This window comes from Ruegeria marisflavi (assembly GCF_025673445.1).
GTDB lineage: Bacteria > Pseudomonadota > Alphaproteobacteria > Rhodobacterales > Rhodobacteraceae > Ruegeria_B > Ruegeria_B marisflavi.
This window is the reverse complement of sequence record NZ_JAOVQN010000009.1, coordinates 55,500-71,808: the sequence shown is the minus strand read 5'-3', so window position 1 is coordinate 71,808 and position 16,309 is coordinate 55,500. Positions and strand designations below refer to the sequence as shown.

Annotated in this window: 18 protein-coding genes and 1 riboswitch; of the genes, 7 read left to right on the top strand and 11 right to left on the bottom strand. The window is 63.8% G+C overall.

The features are described 5' to 3' along the window. Positions 1-54: 54 nt before the first annotated feature. Genes OEZ49_RS10430 through OEZ49_RS10410 form a run of 5 tightly spaced genes read left to right on the top strand, consistent with a single transcriptional unit; the run spans position 55 to position 4,837 of the window. Entirely contained in the window at positions 55-711 is a 657-nt protein-coding gene (locus tag OEZ49_RS10430; RefSeq protein ID WP_263388245.1) for a TetR/AcrR family transcriptional regulator, read from the top strand. After that, positions 711-1,088 carry a c-type cytochrome gene (locus OEZ49_RS10425; protein ID WP_263388244.1) on the top strand — a complete coding sequence of 126 codons (378 nt, stop codon included), beginning with the start codon at positions 711-713 and terminating at the stop codon, positions 1,086-1,088. The genes OEZ49_RS10430 and OEZ49_RS10425 overlap by 1 nt, the downstream gene beginning before the upstream one ends. Next, the gene (locus OEZ49_RS10420) at positions 1,085-2,518 is read left to right on the top strand and encodes a D-arabinono-1,4-lactone oxidase (protein WP_263388243.1); all 1,434 of its coding nucleotides are present in this window, start codon (positions 1,085-1,087) and stop codon (positions 2,516-2,518) included. Before OEZ49_RS10425 ends, OEZ49_RS10420 begins: the two co-directional genes overlap by 4 nt. Further along, positions 2,511-3,683 carry an alanine racemase gene (locus tag OEZ49_RS10415; protein ID WP_263388242.1) on the top strand — a complete coding sequence of 391 codons (1,173 nt, stop codon included), beginning with the start codon at positions 2,511-2,513 and terminating at the stop codon, positions 3,681-3,683. The genes OEZ49_RS10420 and OEZ49_RS10415 overlap by 8 nt, the downstream gene beginning before the upstream one ends. 8 nt (positions 3,684-3,691) lie before the next feature. Continuing rightward, the gene (locus tag OEZ49_RS10410) at positions 3,692-4,837 is read left to right on the top strand and encodes a DUF819 family protein (RefSeq protein ID WP_263388241.1); all 1,146 of its coding nucleotides are present in this window, start codon (positions 3,692-3,694) and stop codon (positions 4,835-4,837) included. Positions 4,838-4,841: 4 nt separating this feature from the next. On the opposite strand, the gene OEZ49_RS10405 is transcribed toward OEZ49_RS10410, so the two are convergent. The 3 genes from OEZ49_RS10405 to aroA form a co-directional block, all read right to left on the bottom strand. Further along, a complete protein-coding gene (locus OEZ49_RS10405) occupies positions 4,842-5,360 on the bottom strand; it encodes a hypothetical protein (protein WP_263388240.1) in 519 nt (172 codons plus the stop codon). 73 nt (positions 5,361-5,433) lie between these two features. After that, positions 5,434-6,051: a (d)CMP kinase gene (locus OEZ49_RS10400; protein WP_164132174.1), complete on the bottom strand. Its 618-nt coding sequence runs from the start codon at positions 6,049-6,051 to the stop codon at positions 5,434-5,436. Then, complete coding sequence (gene aroA, locus OEZ49_RS10395; RefSeq protein WP_263388239.1) at positions 6,048-7,394, bottom strand: 3-phosphoshikimate 1-carboxyvinyltransferase; 1,347 nt, start codon at positions 7,392-7,394, stop codon at positions 6,048-6,050. Before aroA ends, OEZ49_RS10400 begins: the two co-directional genes overlap by 4 nt. 158 nt (positions 7,395-7,552) lie before the next feature. Between aroA and OEZ49_RS10390 the strand changes: the two genes are divergently transcribed. Continuing rightward, positions 7,553-8,383 (top strand): hypothetical protein, encoded by an 831-nt coding sequence (locus OEZ49_RS10390; protein ID WP_263388238.1) that lies wholly within the window; start codon positions 7,553-7,555, stop codon positions 8,381-8,383. 5 nt (positions 8,384-8,388) lie between these two features. Here OEZ49_RS10390 and trmB read toward each other — a convergent pair whose 3' ends face one another. From trmB to OEZ49_RS10350, 8 genes are all read right to left on the bottom strand, one after another. Next, positions 8,389-9,102 carry a tRNA (guanine(46)-N(7))-methyltransferase TrmB gene (gene trmB / locus OEZ49_RS10385; RefSeq protein WP_263388237.1) on the bottom strand — a complete coding sequence of 238 codons (714 nt, stop codon included), beginning with the start codon at positions 9,100-9,102 and terminating at the stop codon, positions 8,389-8,391. Between the two features lie 102 nt (positions 9,103-9,204). Continuing rightward, positions 9,205-10,386 carry a methionine adenosyltransferase gene (gene metK, locus OEZ49_RS10380; RefSeq protein ID WP_263388236.1) on the bottom strand — a complete coding sequence of 394 codons (1,182 nt, stop codon included), beginning with the start codon at positions 10,384-10,386 and terminating at the stop codon, positions 9,205-9,207. A gap of 6 nt (positions 10,387-10,392) precedes the next feature. Beyond that, a riboswitch (SAM-SAH riboswitch) is annotated at positions 10,393-10,443 on the bottom strand. A 31-nt stretch (positions 10,444-10,474) separates the two neighbouring features. Then, entirely contained in the window at positions 10,475-11,992 is a 1,518-nt protein-coding gene (gene lnt / locus OEZ49_RS10375) for an apolipoprotein N-acyltransferase (protein ID WP_263388235.1), read from the bottom strand. Continuing rightward, positions 11,989-12,876 carry a hemolysin family protein gene (locus OEZ49_RS10370; protein WP_263388234.1) on the bottom strand — a complete coding sequence of 296 codons (888 nt, stop codon included), beginning with the start codon at positions 12,874-12,876 and terminating at the stop codon, positions 11,989-11,991. The genes lnt and OEZ49_RS10370 overlap by 4 nt, the downstream gene beginning before the upstream one ends. Positions 12,877-12,909: 33 nt before the next feature. Continuing rightward, positions 12,910-13,407, bottom strand: a complete 498-nt coding sequence (ybeY, locus tag OEZ49_RS10365) for an rRNA maturation RNase YbeY (protein WP_263388233.1) — start codon at positions 13,405-13,407, stop codon at positions 12,910-12,912. 48 nt (positions 13,408-13,455) lie between these two features. Continuing rightward, positions 13,456-14,469, bottom strand: coding sequence for a PhoH family protein (locus OEZ49_RS10360; protein WP_263388232.1), 1,014 nt, complete (start codon positions 14,467-14,469; stop codon positions 13,456-13,458). A 138-nt stretch (positions 14,470-14,607) separates the two neighbouring features. Further along, on the bottom strand, positions 14,608-14,913 hold the full coding sequence (locus tag OEZ49_RS10355) for a hypothetical protein (RefSeq protein ID WP_263388231.1): 306 nt from the start codon (positions 14,911-14,913) through the stop codon (positions 14,608-14,610). 12 nt (positions 14,914-14,925) lie between these two features. Continuing rightward, complete coding sequence (locus OEZ49_RS10350; RefSeq protein WP_263388319.1) at positions 14,926-15,489, bottom strand: OmpA family protein; 564 nt, start codon at positions 15,487-15,489, stop codon at positions 14,926-14,928. Between the two features lie 492 nt (positions 15,490-15,981). On the opposite strand from OEZ49_RS10350, the gene OEZ49_RS10345 reads away from it, so the two are divergent. Beyond that, positions 15,982-16,305, top strand: coding sequence for a hypothetical protein (locus OEZ49_RS10345; protein WP_263388230.1), 324 nt, complete (start codon positions 15,982-15,984; stop codon positions 16,303-16,305). Positions 16,306-16,309: the final 4 nt, after the last annotated feature.

The window sequence follows — 16,309 nt, the reverse complement described above, 5'->3', positions numbered from 1 at the left end:
GTTGAAAATTTTTCGGAAAAAGTTTCCGCTTTCTGGTGTGAGGAGAGCGGAGCCATGGGTCCAGCCGACACCAACACCCTGATGCACACCCGCGCGACGCCCAAACAGGCCCGCGCGCGCCAGCGGGTTGCCGATATCCTGGATGCCGCCGCCGCGCTGTTGGCCGAGCGGCCGCCGGGCGATCTGAACACCTCGCTGATTGCCGAGCGGGCGGGCGTGCCGGTCAGCTCGATCTATCGCTACTTTCCCACCCTGCGCGATCTGCTGGACGAGCTGTCGGCCCGCGCCGCGGGCGACCTGCGCCACCATTTCATGGAGACAATTGCCGCCACCGAAGGTGAGCCGGATCTGGTGCTGCGCATCCGCCGCTCGCTGGAGGGGATCCGCGTGTTCATGGCCGAACATCCCTATTACCGGGGCCTCTTGCTGCTGCTGGCCTCGATGCGCGGGGTGCAGAGCGTCGAGGATGACGACAATGCGGAACTGGTGGGCTTTCTGGCCGACCGCTGGGCGCGGGGGCTGGACGGGTTTACCGGCGGCGACCCACAGGTGGTGGCGACCACCGCCGTGCAGATCGCCCTGACGCTGGAGGACCGGATGGCGCGGCAGACCTCGCCCGCGCTGGAAGCGCAGTACCACGAAGAGATGGTGCGCGCGCTGGATGCCTATCTGTCGCTCTACTTGCGGCGCTCTCCTGCGGAGGAAAGCTGATGCGCACCCTGATCCTGTTGGTCTCGGCACTGGTTCTGGCGGCCCTCTGGTGGTGGCTTTCCGGTGACGGGGCACCTCCGGAACCGGAGGCGAGCGATATCATTCGGGCCGAGACCCTGCGCCCGACTGATCCGGAGCTGGCGGCGACCTACGAACGGTCCTGCATGGCCTGTCACGCATTGGTCGAGGCGCAGGCGCCGTTGACGGGCTTTGCCCCCGCCTGGGCGGCGCGGGAAAAGGAGCGCGGGAGCCATGGCTTTCTGCAATCGGCGCGCAACGGGTTCGGCAACATGCCTGCGATGGGCCTCTGCCTCGATTGTTCGGACGAGCAACTGGCCGCGCTGATTGCCTTCATGTCCGGGGAGGGGCAGCAATGACACTGACACGGCGCAAACTGCTGGGATATGGCGCGCTGGCCGGGCTGGCGGTGCCCGCAGCGATGCAGGCCCATTGGCTGAGCCGCGATTTCACCCGGCCCGGTTACAGCCCCGACATCCCCCCTGCCCCGCCGGGCCGCCAGCTTTGGCGTAACTGGTCGGGATATCAGGTGGCCACACCGGAGCAGATTTACTCTACCGCCTCGGAGGAGGAGCTGGCCACCCGCATCTCCGATTGGCCCGGACGGATTCGCCCTGTGGGCTCGGGCCATTCCTTTTCCGCGCTGGTGCCCTGCGAGGACATGATCCTGGATACCGGGCGGCTGTCGGGCCTGATCTCGGTCGATGCGGCAGCGGGGATGGCGACCTTTGGCGCCGGCACCCGGCTGCGGCAGGCGGCAATGCTGGCCGCTGAACACGGCCTGGGCTTTGCCAACCTGCCCGATATCGACGTGCAGACGCTGGCCGGGTCATTCAGCACCGCCACCCATGGCACCGGGCGCGGATTGCAGGCCTTGCATGGCTGTATCACAGGGTTCCGCCTGATCACCGCCGATGGCACCATCCGCGACGTGACCCGCAACAGCGACCCGGATCTCTTCGACGCGGGCCGGGTGTCGCTGGGCACGCTGGGGGTGATCACCCGCTATACGCTGAAACTGGTGCCCAGCTACGCGCTGAACCGCAAGCTGTTCATCCTTCCCACCAATGAGGCGATCACGCGCATGCACGATCTGTCCGCCGCGCATCGCAACTTCGAATTCTACGTGCTGCCCAATCTGGGCTATGCGGCGGTGATCACCCATGACTTGTTTGAGGGAGAGATCGCCGGTCGGGTGCCCAGCGAGGACGAGGATTGGATCGCCACGCTCAAGGATCTGCGCGATATCCTGGGCTGGTGGCCCTGGCTGCGGCGGCGCGCGTTCGGTGCCTATGTGGCGCTGGAGGTGCCCGCCAATGGCGTGCTGGAGGATACGACCGACGAATACTGGAAACTCCTCTCGACCGCCCGCGCCACCCGGATGAACGAGATGGAATACCACCTGCCCGAGGACCGCGCACAAGAGGCGGTGCGTGCGGTGGTGGCGGCACTGGAATCGCGCAAGGAGAGCTTCTTCCCGATGGAGGTGCGGTTCACCGGACAGGATGACGCGTGGCTCTCGCCCTTCAACGACGGCACGCGGGTGTCGGTCGCGGTGCACAAGCTGGCCTCGGAACCGCTTGACATGCTGTTTGACACGGTCGAGCCGATCCTGCGCGCGCATGGCGGGCGGCCCCATTGGGGCAAACTGCATGCACTGACGGCCCCCGATCTGGCGGCGCTCTATCCTGATTTTGACCGGTTTGCCGCGCTGCGCGCGCAGCTTGATCCGGCAGGCAAGTTCCTGAACCCCCATACCGCCGCGCTGTTCGGGGTCGGGGATGTCTGAGGTCTATTTTCAAAGGTTGCAGGCGGCCTTGATCGCGGCGGGGCGACACCTGCCGACGCTGGTGGTGGATACCGAACGGCTGACGGCCAATATGGCGGCGGTGCGCCGGATGACGGCGCCGGGCCTTGCGCTGCGCGTGGTCGAGAAATCGCTGCCGGCACCGGACCTGTTGCGGCAGGTGATGGCGGGGCTGGACACCAACAGGCTGATGAGCTTTCACCTGCCCTTTGTCCGGCAGACGGTGGCGGTGTTTCCAGAGGCAGATATCCTGCTGGGCAAGCCGATGCCAGTGGGCGCCGTGGCAGGCGTATCGCCCGCGCTGGACGCTCAGGTGAACTGGCTAATCGACAGCCCGGAACGGCTGGCGGAATACGGCGCGCTTGCGGCCCAGTCGGGCCGCTCCCTGCGCATCTGTCTGGAGGTCGATATCGGGCTGCATCGGGGCGGCTTTACGCTGGAGCGGGCCGGAGATTTCACAGCCGCCCTGACCCGCCTGCGCGACGATCCGAACCTGCATCTGACCGGGCTGATGGGGTATGAGCCGCATATCGCCCGCCTGCCCCGCGCGATCACCAGCCCCGCACGCGCGTTGGACGCGGCGCGGGCGGCCTATGCGCGGTTTCATGCGCTGGCGGTCCAGACGCTGGGGGCACAGGCCGCCGCCACGCTGATCTATAACACCGGCGGCAGCAGCACCTTCATGCTCTATGACGGGAGCGGGCCGGGAACCGAAGTGGCGCTGGCCTCGGCCCTGGTCAAGCCGACCGATTTCGACCTGCCCGCGCTGGAGGCGCTGCAAGCGGCGGCCTTTATCGCCGCCCCGGTGCTGAAAACCGTGGAACGGCCCGAAATCCCGATGGCGCGAGAGCTGAGCCGGGTGTTGCGTCTGCTGGGCCGCTCGCCGCAAAGAGCCTGTTTCATCTATGGCGGCAATTGGCTGGCCGATCCCTGTCACCCGGCGGGCGCGCGGCGCTCGGCCCTGTTCGGGCATTCCAGCAATCAGGAGATGTACGACTTGCCCACAGATAGTGGCCTGAAACCCGGTGATTTCCTGTTCTTCCGTCCGCGTCAGAGCGAGGCGCTGTTCCTGCAATTCGGCGATATCGCCGCGTTCGACGGGACCGCGATCACCGATTGGTGGCCGGTCTGGCACGAGACACATTAGGAGGCGCGATGCTGTTTGCCCTAACCCTGCTGGCGCTGCCCGCGCTGATCATCTGGCTGGCGGCGCGGATACCGGCGCTGGACCGGATCGGCGTGGTGCCGTTGACCTTTGCCATCGGTTTCGCGCTGGCGCTAAGCCTGGACCAGAGCGCTTTCACCGAAATGCAGACCACGGTGCAGGAGGTGAGCGTGGCGCTGGCCCTGCCCCTGATCCTGTTTGCCGCCAACCTGCGCCGCGCTCTGACCGAGGCGCATGGCGCCGGGCTGGCCATGGCGCTGTCGCTGGTCTCGGTCTGTATTGCCAGCCTGCTGGGCGTGCTGCTGTTTCAGGGTCGGATCGTGGACTTGCCGCAGGTCGCCGGTATGGCGGTGGGCGCCTATACCGGCAGCGGCGTCAACATGGGCGCGATCAAATCCGCGACCGGGGCCAGCGATGCGCTGTTTCTGACCATGGTGACCTATGACATCGTGTTTTCCATCGGCTACATGATGGTCATCGTGCTGGTGGGTCAAAGGCTGGCGGGTCTGATCCTGCCGCCCTTTGTGCCCCATGCCGAGACCGATCATGCGGCAAACGCCGCCCATATCGCCGATGACAGTGCGCACGGATATGCCCGGTTGATCGAGCGGTCGGGGCTGGTGGGGTCAGCGCTGGCCTTCGGCGCGGCGGCGCTTTGTGTCGGAGTGGCGGTGGCGCTCGCGGGTCTGCTGCCCGAGGCCTGGTCGGGCACTGCGACAATCCTCTTGATCACCACATTCGGCCTGCTGGGAGCGTTTGTGCCCCGGCTGCACACCAGTCCGACCAGCTTTCACCTTGGCATGTATCTGATCCTGATCTTCTGCCTCAGCTCGGCCACCTTGCTGGATCTGTCGGTTCTGACCGGGATGAACTGGGCGCTTGGCGGTTACTTCGCCTTTATCCTGCTGGGCGCTATGGCGCTGCATGCGCTGCTCTGCCGCCTGTTCGGGATCGACCGCGATACCTATCTGGTGGCCTCGGGCGCCGCGATCATGTCGGTGCCTTTCATCCCGGTAATCTGCGGCGCGCTGCGCAACCGGGCGCTGCTGGTGCCCGGTATCGCAATCGCGATCCTGGGCTTTGCGGTGGGGAACTACCTGGGCGTGTTTGTCGCGGAGCTGGCCGAGGCGCTGTAGGGGTTTAGAGGTCCTCGCCCTTTTTCAGAAGCTCGTCGATCAACTGCCGCTGCAAGCCGCCGCTGTCGCCGCCGCCATATTGCAGCGCCCCGCCGGAATAGAGCGTGCCATAGCTCTGCGCCACATTCGCCACCTGACCCAGCCCCGAAATGAACTCGTCCCGCTCGAGCGGCGACAGGGGGTGGATGAACACACTCCACAAGGTCTCGTTGGCAATGGCATAGCGGGCATCCAGCGCACTGTCGAAATTGGCTTGCATCATGCGTTCCAGATCGGCCTGGGACAGCCCTGCGGCCGGGCGGATCGGCGACATGGCCCGCATCCGGTCGGCCTCCTGGTCGGTGACGATGAGAATGGCCACACCGCCGACCCGCATCGTGAAACCCGGTCCCTGAGGTTCCGCCTCGGGGTCGAGGGCAAAGACGATGCGGCCCAGCCGTTCATAGGTCATCGGCGCCTCGGCCTCTTGCGCGGCGGCGGGCAGGGTCAGGGCCACAAGGCAGAGGGCAAGCCATCGTGTCATCAGGGTTCTCCGGTTCAGGTGAACCAGCGTAACCTGTTTCCGGGCAACTTCGGAATCACGGATGGGTGACGGATCAGCCCCGGCCGGGCCTCTTCCGTTCGATCTGGGCAATCGCGGCGGCCAGCGCGGCGGGGATATCCATGGCGCTGGTATCCAGAAGCACCGCATCCTCGGCCGGTTTCATCGGCGCGGTGGCGCGGTCCGCATCGCGGGCATCGCGTTCGCGCACATCTGCCAGAACCGCATCCAGCGTGGTGACATGGCCCTTGGCCGTCAGTTCCAGATAGCGGCGTTCGGCGCGCACCTCGGCGCTGGCGGTGACAAAGAGTTTCACCTCGGCCTCGGGGCAGATCACGGTGCCGATATCGCGCCCATCGAGCACCGCGCCCCCGGCGCGGCGGGCAAAGGCGCGCTGGAAATCGACCAGCGCGGCGCGCACCTCGGGGATTGCCGCCACCTTGCTGGCGGCCTGTGCCACCTCGGCGGTGCGCAGGTCGTCACGCTCCAGGTCCTCAGGCCGCAGGGTGCGCGCGGCGACCTCGGCCGCCTCGCCGTCCAGCGTGCGGCGCCCCACCGCGCGATAGAGGAGCCCTGTGTCGAGATGGGCGAAGCCGAAATGTGCGGCCACAGCTTTTGAGATCGTGCCCTTGCCCGCAGCCGCTGGCCCGTCGATGGCCACGGTAAAGGTCATGTCCGCTCAACCTTGGCGCCCAGCCCGCCCATCAGCGGCTCGAAAATCGGGAAGGAGGTGGCAATCGGGCTGCCATCGTCGACCGAGACCGGCGCTATCGCCCCCATGCCCATCACCATGAAGGACATGGCGATGCGGTGATCCAGGAAGCTCTCGCAAGTGCCGCCGCCCGGCACCTTGCCGATGCCCAGACCATGTACCGCCCACCAATCGTCGCCCTCTTCGACGGTCACGCCATTGGCGCGCAGCCCGCGCGCCATCGCGTCGATCCGGTCGCTTTCCTTGACGCGCAACTCCTTGACGCCGCCCATCATGGTCACGCCCTGGGCATTGGCGGCCACCACCGACAGAACCGGGTATTCGTCGATCATGCTGGCGGCGCGCTCGGGTGGCACGGTGATGCCCTTCATGTCGGGCGAATAGCGGGCGCGCAGGTCGGCCACCGGCTCGCCCCCCTCGGTGCGCTCGTTCTCATAGGTCAGATCGGCGCCCATCTCGCGCAGCGTGGTGAAGAGGCCTGCGCGCGTCGGGTTCAGGCCGATGCCGGGCACCAGCACATCTGAGCCGGGCGTGATCAGCGCGGCGCAGACCGGGAAAGCGGCGCTGGAGGGGTCGCGCGGCACCGCGATCACCTGCGGTTTCAGCTCGGGCCGCCCGGTCAGGGTGATGACACGACCTTCGTTGGTATCCTCGACCGTGACCTCGGCGCCGAAGCCCGCAAGCATCCGCTCGGAATGGTCCCGGGTGGCCTCTTTCTCGATCACCACGGTCTGGCCGGCTGCATTGAGCCCGGCCAGCAAAACCGCCGATTTCACCTGGGCCGAAGGCACCGGCACCGCGTAGCGCACCGGCACCGGATCAGCGGCACCCACGATGGTCATTGGCAGGCGGCCGCCCTTGCGGCCCACAGCCTTTGCCCCGAACAGCGCCAGCGGATCGGTGACCCGCGCCATAGGGCGCTTGTTCAGGCTGGCATCGCCGGTAAAGGTCGCGGTGATGGGCGAGGTTGCCATCGCCCCCATGATCAGCCGAACGCCGGTGCCGGAATTGCCGCAATCGATCACCTGATCCGGCTCGGAAAAGCCGCCGACACCAACGCCGTGCACCGACCAGGATCCATCCGCGTGCCGCGTCACCTCGGCGCCAAAGGCACGCATCGCCTTGGCAGTGTCCAGCACATCCTCGCCTTCGAGCAGGCCGGTGATACGGGTCTCGCCCACCGCCATCGCGCCAAGGATCAGCGCCCGGTGCGAGATCGACTTGTCGCCCGGCACCTCTGCCACGCCGTTCAGCGGACCGCAGGGATGCGAGGTCATCGGGATGGGTGTGCCGTGTCCGGACATGCGGGAAACCTCTTTCTTAAGTCGCCCAAGCCCTATCCAATCGGTCCGAGACGGTCCAGAGCGATTTGCAGGCAGAATCGCGAAGCTTAGCCGGCATCGTCCTGTGTGGTAGACTGAACGGACCCTCGGGCAGAACCGAGCAGGGAAGGGAAACGACCATGCCGGACAACACCAACATTCTGACCACGGGTTCCACCAGGTGGATTCAACCCAGGCAGCCCGAGAAGGATCCGTTGCAGTCGAAGAACCTGCGGACGCAGAACCGGCTGGCTTTCCTGGTTGGTCTCGTTGCGCTCTGCCTGCCGATCATCATGATACTCGGGGCGCGTCTGGATGGGGGCTGCTATCGCGACAGCATCAGCCATTATTATTACGCACAGGTTCTCGGATCGATCTTTGTCGGCCTTCTGAGCTTTATCGGCGGCTTCATGATCGCTTATTCCGGTGAACACTGGGTCGAGGATACCGGATCCTTCATTGCCGGCGTAGGCGCCTTTTTCGTGGCGATCTTTCCGACTATCGGCAATGGGTGCGAGGACCATCCGGGGTTCTTGTCACGGGTTTTTGTCCAATATCACTCGGGTCCGCCCGATCGCGTGGTTCCGATGCCCGATGGCAGCTTCTTCATGCTGTTTCCAGATGTGGGAGACGTGCACCGAATGGCCGCCTCGGTGCTGTTCATCTATCTCGGGGTGTACTGTCTGGTGGTGATGCGGCGGATCGTGCCCGAGCGGCACGTTCGAGACAACCGCCTGATCGAGAGCAAACGGCGGCGCAACCTGGTGTATGGAATATGCGGCTACACGATCCTTGGCTGTGTGACCCTGCTGGCCTGCATCGGCTTTCTGACCGGTCCCGAGTTCAAGGTCTGGTGGAACCAGTGGAACCTGACCTTTGTGTTTGAGACAACGATGCTGTGGGCGTTTGCCCTGGCCTGGTTCACCAAGGGGCGGCAGTTCAAGTGGATGAATGACCCCGCGCCGGTTTGAACCGGTCAGTCCTGGGTGCGGCGGAAGGTCAGGTAATGCGGCACCCGGCCCTCGCGCAGCGCCTTTTGCTCGTAGCGGGTCGAGATCCAGTCACCCCAGGGCTGGCGCCAGTCGGCGGGCGCCTCGGCCAGCCATTCGAAACCGGCGCGCGGCACTTCCTCCAGCGTTTGGCGGACATAGTCGGGGATGTCGGTGGCCACGCGAAAGATGGCACCGGGTTTCAGCACCCGCGCCAGCGGCTCCAGATGTTCGGGGGTCACAAAACGGCGCCGGTGATGCCGTTTCTTGGGCCAGGGATCGGGATAAAGCAGGAAGGCGCGTGAAATGCTCTGCGGTGGCAGTACGTCGAACAGGTCGCGCACATCGCCCGGATGAACCCGAACATTGTCGGCCTCTGCTGCGCGGATCTTGCCCAACAGCATCGCCACCCCGTTGATAAAGGGTTCCGCGCCGATGATGCCGATGCCGGGGTTCGAGGCCGCCTGATGTACCAGATGCTCGCCACCGCCGAACCCGATCTCGAGCCATGTCTCGCGGCCACCAAAGAGCGCGTCCAGATCCAGCGGTGTGCGCGCGGGATTGTCCTGCCAGCTCACCGGACCCGGTGACAGGGGCGTCAGGTCCTCGTCCAGATAGGTCCGCTGGTTCGGTTTCAGGGTCTTGCCCTTGATGCGACCGTAAAAGTTGCGGCGCGGGCGGTCGGGGATGGTTTTGCTCATGGCCGTGGGGTTACTGCGACCGCGCGCCGGGTGCAAGACGGGACCCCGGCCGATAGAAGCGAAAGGGGCGCGGTTTCCCGCGCCCCTTTGTCATTTTCCGGTTCAGACCGCTTTCTTGAGCGCCTCGACCAAGTCGGTGCGCTCCCAGCTGAAGCCGCCGTCGGCTTCGGGGTCGCGGCCGAAATGACCATAGGCGGCTGTGCGCTGGTAGATAGGCTTGTTCAGGCTCAGATGGGTGCGGATGCCGCGCGGGGTCAGGTTCATGACCTTGGGGATGGCGGCCTCGATCTCGGCATCGGCTACCGTGCCGGTGCCGTGGGTATCGGCATAGATCGACAGCGGCGCCGATACGCCGATGGCATAGCTGAGCTGGATGGTGCATTTCTCGGCCATGCCGGCGGCGACCACGTTCTTGGCCAGGTAGCGCGCGGCATAGGCGGCCGAGCGGTCCACCTTGGTCGGATCCTTGCCCGAGAAGGCACCGCCGCCATGAGGCGCGGCACCGCCATAGGTGTCGACGATGATCTTGCGGCCGGTCAGACCGGCGTCACCGTCGGGCCCGCCGATGACGAACTTGCCGGTCGGGTTCACGTGCCAGACGGTATCGGCGCCGATCCAGCCTTCGGGAAGGACTTCGCGGATATAGGGCTCGACAATGGCGCGGATGTCGGCGCTGGTCAGCGCCTCGTCCAGGTGCTGAGTCGACAGCACGATCGAGGACACGCCCACCGGCTTGCCATCGCGATAGATCACCGAGAGCTGCGATTTCGCATCCGGGCCAAGCGCCGGCTCGGTGCCGTTCTTGCGCACCTCGGCCAGACGGCGCAGGATGGCATGGCTGTACTGGATCGGGGCGGGCATCAGCGCGGGCGTTTCGGTCGTGGCGTAACCGAACATGATGCCCTGGTCGCCAGCGCCTTCGTCCTTCTCGCCCGAGGCATCGACGCCCTGGGCAATGTGGGCTGACTGTTCGTGCAGAAGATTGGTAACTTCCACCGTCTCGTGGTGGAACTTGTCCTGCTCGTAGCCGATATCCTTGATACAGGCGCGCGCGATATCCTCGATGCGGCCCATGTATTCGCGCAGCTTGTCCTTGTTCGACAGGCCGACTTCGCCGCCGATCACGACGCGGTTGGTGGTGGCAAAGGTTTCACAGGCAACTCGCGCCTCGGGCTCTTCGGTCAGAAACGCGTCGAGGACGGCATCGGAAATCCGGTCGCAAACCTTGTCCGGGTGCCCTTCGGAAACGGATTCCGAAGTGAAGATGTAGTTCTGTCGGGACATGCAAAGTGCTCCATTAATGAATACCCGCGCCACGCCAGGAAGCCGTTGTGGCAGGTCTGAGCCGGGATACGCCCCGCATTTGTTGAGGTCAATCGCTATTTGCCGGTTCGGGACGCGCCTGTATCCTTGCCGCACCAAGCAGCAGGATCAGCATCGCCATCAACAATGGCAAGTCCCCGGTCTGGCCGTAGACGGTCGCGTTCAGCGGCAAGGGCAGTTCGGCATCGAGATAACCCGCCTTGTTCAGGGGCAAGGCCGCCGTGATCCGGCCCAGTGGGTCGATCATTGCCGAGACCCCGGTATTGGCGACGCGCACCATCGGCAATCCCTGCTCTACCGCCCGCATTCGGGCCTGTGCCAGGTGCTGATAGGGGCCTGACCAGGTTCCGAACCAGGCGTCGTTAGTCGCTTGCAAGAGCAGGTCCGGCCGCCCTGGTACTGCATTCACATCTTGGGGGAAAACAGCCTCGTAGCAGATCAGCGGCACTGCGGCACCGATCCCGGGTATCTTGATCACGCTTGGACCCGGGCCGGGGCTGAACCCTTGCCCGCTGCGCGCGGCAAAACCGGAGATGCCAAAGAATTCGAGAATGTCGCCAAAGGGGACGTATTCGCCAAAGGGGACCAGATGGAACTTGTCATAGACCGGATCGGCAACACCCTCGGGTGTCACCACCGCAAGAGAGTTGAAGATGCGCGCCCCCTCGGCCCGGTTCACGCCGACAACCACCGGCGCACCACGCGCAGCAGTGGCAATTTCCTCCAGCACCGGACCTGCACCGTCGAGCCAATAGGGCAACGCGGATTCGGGCCAGACCACCAGATCGGGCCGCGCACCTTCGGCGGTGAACTGGAGTTGCCGTTCCAGAAAGACTGGGTACCAGTCGGGGTCCCATTTCTGGTGTTGCGGCGCGTTCGGTTGTACCAGCCGGACCCGTTTTCCCGTGCTCTCGACCTGCGGTCGGATCGCATCCACCGCCAGAATTGCCAGTCCGAACGCCACAGCAGGAACGCAGCGTAGTAGCAAGGCGAACCCACCCATGCCGCGTGCCAAAGCCGATCCTGGAGGCAAGACCGCCAGAAGGGTCAGCAACGCCAGGCCGTTGGGGCCGATCCAGGCCAGCAGCAACAAGGCATCGGTTTCCACCCACACTTGCGCCAGACCCGCCCAGGGAAATCCGGTCAGCACATAGCCGCGCGCGAACTCTGCGATTCCCAGCGAAAGGATCAGCAACCAGGTCCGCCGCTGGGCAGTACGCCAGGGCATGGCCGCCAGCGCAAAGGCCGCCGCCCAGAACAGCGCCAACCCTCCGGCCATGAAGATCAGCGCAAAGGGCGCCATCCAGCCGTGCCGCGCAACATCGATCAGAAATGGCTCGACAATCCAGAGAAGCGCATAGCCGAAATAGCCGGTGGCAAAGGCCCACCCGGTCAGGGCCGCCTCGGTCCGCGAGCGGGCCGCCTGAAACAAAGCCGGCACCGCCAGCAGGGCGCTGACCGTGGCGACCCAGATCGAGGTTGGCGCCAAGCCCAATGCCCCGATTACGCCCAAGGCTGCGGCAAGCAGCATGCGTTGCCACAAACGCCAGCCGGACAAAAAGGTCATGCCGCGGCTTCGGGTATCATGACGCGCAGCCGCTTGATGCGTCGCGGATCGGCATCCATAACCTCGAATTCAACGCCCTCGGGATGCAGGACCACTTCGCCCCGGGCCGGGATCCGACCGGACAGCATGAAGACCAGTCCGCCCAGCGTGTCGATCTCTTCTTCGTCCACGTCCTCGTGGCTGGTCAGAGAGCGGCCGATTTCGGCCTCGAAATCCTCCAGCGGCGTCTTGGCCTGGGCGATGTAACAGCCGGGGCGTTCCTTGATCCAGGTCTGCGCCTCGTCGGTGTCGTGCTCGTCCTCGATCTCGCCCACCACCTGTTCGATCAGGTCCTCGATGGTCAAGAGACCGTCGACCCCGCCATATTCGTCGATCACCAGCGCCATATGGCGCCGTTCGGTCTGCATCTTGGTCAGCAGAACACCGATGGGCATAGACGGCGGCACGAACAGCAGCGGCCGCAGCATGGAGGCCAGATCGAACACCGCCGAATCGCCGTTGAACCCGTGGGTCAACGCCAGATCCTTGAGATGCACAAACCCCAGCGGGGTATCGAGCGTGGTCTCGTAGACCGGGATCCGGGTCAGCCCGCTGTCGCGGAACACCTGAACCAGCTCTTCCTTGGATATGGTCACCGGCACGGCAATGATTTCCGCGGTGGGGATGGCCACGTCCTCGACCCGCATGCGCCGCAAGTTCAAAAGACCGGGCGTGACGGCAGGCGGAACCGAAGCGCCCGAGGTCTCGGGCTGCTCCTGGCCGTCGCCAGGGGAAAACGCATCCATGATGCGGGTAAAAAATCCTGATCTTTCTGCGTTCGTCTCGCCGGGAATATCCGGTTGCGCGCTATGCGCTGCGCTAGAACTGCCCTCTATGTCGCCCATTAATCCTAATCCAATCCAGAGCCTCGTGGCCCTTCAGTCCGTATAATATGGGTTATCGAGGCCCAGATTGCCAAGTATCTCCGCCTCCAAACCTTCCATCAGCGTTGCGTCTTCGTCACGGATATGGTCGTAGCCCAAGAGATGTAACACGCCGTGAACGATCAAATGCGTGACATGATCGGTCATGGGCTTGCCCGCCGCCTCTGCCTCGCGCTGGCAAGTGTCATAGGCGATCGCAATGTCGCCCAGGGGAATCATGCCGGTAAAATCCGGCTCGGGCGCCAGAGGTGTGCCGCCGGGCACGTCGGCGGCCAGATCTTCGGATGGCCAGCTCAGCACGTTTGTCGGCACGGGCTTGCCGCGGAACTCGGCGTTGAGTTCCGATATCCGGGCGTCGTCACAGCCCAACAGGCTGATCTCGCACTCTCCGGGGTCCAGGCCAAAATTCCGCAGGGCCGCGTCGGCGGCCTGCTGCGCCAGGGGCGGCAGGATAATCCAGCGCGGATCTTCGAGGGTGATATCAAGTGTCATGGTGGCCCCGGCTTTTTCAGGTCGAGACCCGCCATTCGGCCAGACGGATCAACCTGCGTCGGCCTCATACGCCTCGATGATGGCGGCGACAAGCGGATGCCTGACCACGTCCTTGGAGGTGAAATAGTTGAAGCTGATGCCCGGCACCGGTTTCAGCAACCGTTCGGCATCGGATAAGCCCGAGGTCACCCCGCGCGGCAGGTCGACCTGGCTGCGGTCGCCGGTGATCACCATGCGGCTACCCTCGCCCAAACGGGTCAGGAACATCTTCATCTGCATGGTGGTGGCGTTCTGCGCCTCGTCCAGCACCACAAAGGCATTGGCCAGCGTGCGCCCGCGCATGAAGGCCAGCGGCGCGATCTCGATCTTCTTTTCCTCGATCAGCTTGGCCACCTGCTTGCCAGGCAGGAAATCGTTCAGCGCGTCATAGAGCGGCTGCATATAGGGATCAACCTTATCCTTCATGTCGCCGGGCAGATAGCCCAGCTTCTCGCCCGCCTCGACCGCCGGACGGCTCAGGATGATACGGTCGACCAGACCGTTGATGAACATGGTGACGCCGACAGCCACGGCCAGATAGGTCTTGCCGGTACCGGCGGGACCGATGCCGAAGGCGAGCTCGTTTTCGAACAGCGATTTCACATAGGCCTTTTGCGCCTCGGTACGCGGTTCGACCGGTTTCTTTCGGGTCTTGATCTCGAACCGCCCGCCCAGGAACATCTCCAACTGGTCGCCATCGCGAGCGTCAGGTTCTTCGGCGGCACGGCCCATGCGCAATTCGCGGTCCACGTCGGCCCCCTCGACAGTGCGGCCTGATTGCAGCCGCTCGTAAAGTGCCTCGAGGATCTCGGCAGAGCGGGCGCGCGTTTCGGGGTCGCCACCGAGAATCGACAGATGATTTCCACGCCGGACGATCTGCACCCCCAGCACCTGTTCAATAAGCACCAGGTGACGGTCGTGCTCGCCGCACAAGTCTATCAAAAGCCGATTGTCGGGGAATTCCAGGTGCAGGTCCGTCTGGACGCTGCCATCTTGCGGTGTGATCAGGGCACCGAGGGCCATCCGCTCTCCTGTTGTCGAAGTCCTGTTCTTAGCGTAGCCAAGATATTGTGGGTGGTGCAAGTATGACCGCAAAGTTTTCACCAATCTGAAACAAAAAAGACCGCCCCAAGGGCGGTCTTGGTGCAGGCAGTGTTCCGGTCAGATCGGGTCGCTGAATGTCGAGCCAGACTTGAACGGTCCTGTGGCCACGTTGCGCGGCAGTTCGCTGTTGCATACAGGCTTGCCATCAGGTGTCCGCCGCAGGTCGGCGTAGCCTTCGAGTCCGTCATCGATGATCCAGTGTTCGCACCCCGCCGGATCTACCCAGATACCGGCCGTCAAAAGCGACAGATCCCCACTTTTGCCATCTAGAATGTTGCGATCGCGCGTCTTGTCGATGGCGCTATCACAAGCCGAAATTGAGAACGCCAGAGCCAGAGCGGCAACTCCCTTAAAAACTGTCATCTCCAACTCTCCTTAGCGGATACAATAAATTTCGACACGACGGTTCTCAGCCATATTGGCGGCACTGGTGTTCGGGACGCGCGGGTCTCGTTCACCATAAGCGCGAATGTCGCCGATCCGCGCACCGACGGAACGGGCAACCTGAGCCACCGCGTTAGCGCGCCGTTCAGAGAGGCGGATATTATATTCGTCCGAGGCGCGACTATCGGTGTGCCCGGCCACTACGAAATACCGCGTGCCTGGCATAGTCTTGCGGAAAAACTCTTGCAGGCGCGCCTTGCCTGCCGAACTGATGCTGTGTTTGTCGGTGGCAAAGAACTGATCCGTGGGCATCATCCCGCACAATTGGCCGCGCCGGCAAACGGGTTTTCCATCGGGATAAACATGCGGGGTCATGTAGCCCTCGGCACCATCATCCATCACCCAATGCTCGCATCCGTCGGGATCCACCCAGATCGTTGGCACATAGCGTTCACCAACTACCGAACGTGCTGTACCCGTCGTTTCAGTTTGCGTAGCCGCCGGTGCGATAGAAGCCCATGAAACGGCAAGGGCAGATACTACCGGAACCACCATTTTCTTGAGATTGAAATCAGACACAGTGTTAAATCCTTACCTGGCTCCCCTGCCTTCAACAGTCGACGCAAACACGCCATCCGTTGAACGCGAAACTGCGGCAACCATATGAAAATTCGGTATTTCTGTGAAGAGAAAACCACCACATATTGTGTCCTTTTCTGGGGTACTCCCCAAGGTGAAGCCGGAATTGTTTCGGGTGCCGTACCTAGTTCCCGGAGCCGGAAATGGGGTGAGTCGCGGCATTTGACAAAGGAGGGGCAAATCGAAGGGTCCAACCCGATTGCGGCCATTGGAGCAACAAAGCAATTCTCAGGCTCGCCATAATCCACCTTCCCGGCAACAATGATCAGACGCGGTCACCATCGGGACAGCTATCGCAATGGCTTACTGTTGGATAATATAGCCCTGCCTTTTCGGTTGTCCGGAACAGGTCAGCGTCGGGCTGTACGGCGCTGTTTCATATTTCCTGTCAGACGTGGGGGTATTGACATGAAAGCTTATCTGGTCGCCGGGATCGTCCTGGCGAGTACTTTTGTGGTATCTGGTTCCGCCGTGGCGCAGCAGCGTCCAACGAAACCGGGGACTGACGGCTACAACATCACCATCAGCTGCTTTCGCGGACCGACCCGGGACGTAATCTGGGATCGCCCCAACGCGGTCTTTGTCGAGGACCTGGTCAAGATCGGCTATTCCTATCCGCAGGCTCATGCCATCGGCGAGCGCATCTGCCGGGACGAATGGGGCGTCGGCCAGCATGACTACATGCGGACCTCGCTGCTGGAGATCATGGCGAAAACGCCGCCATCGCACTGACCGG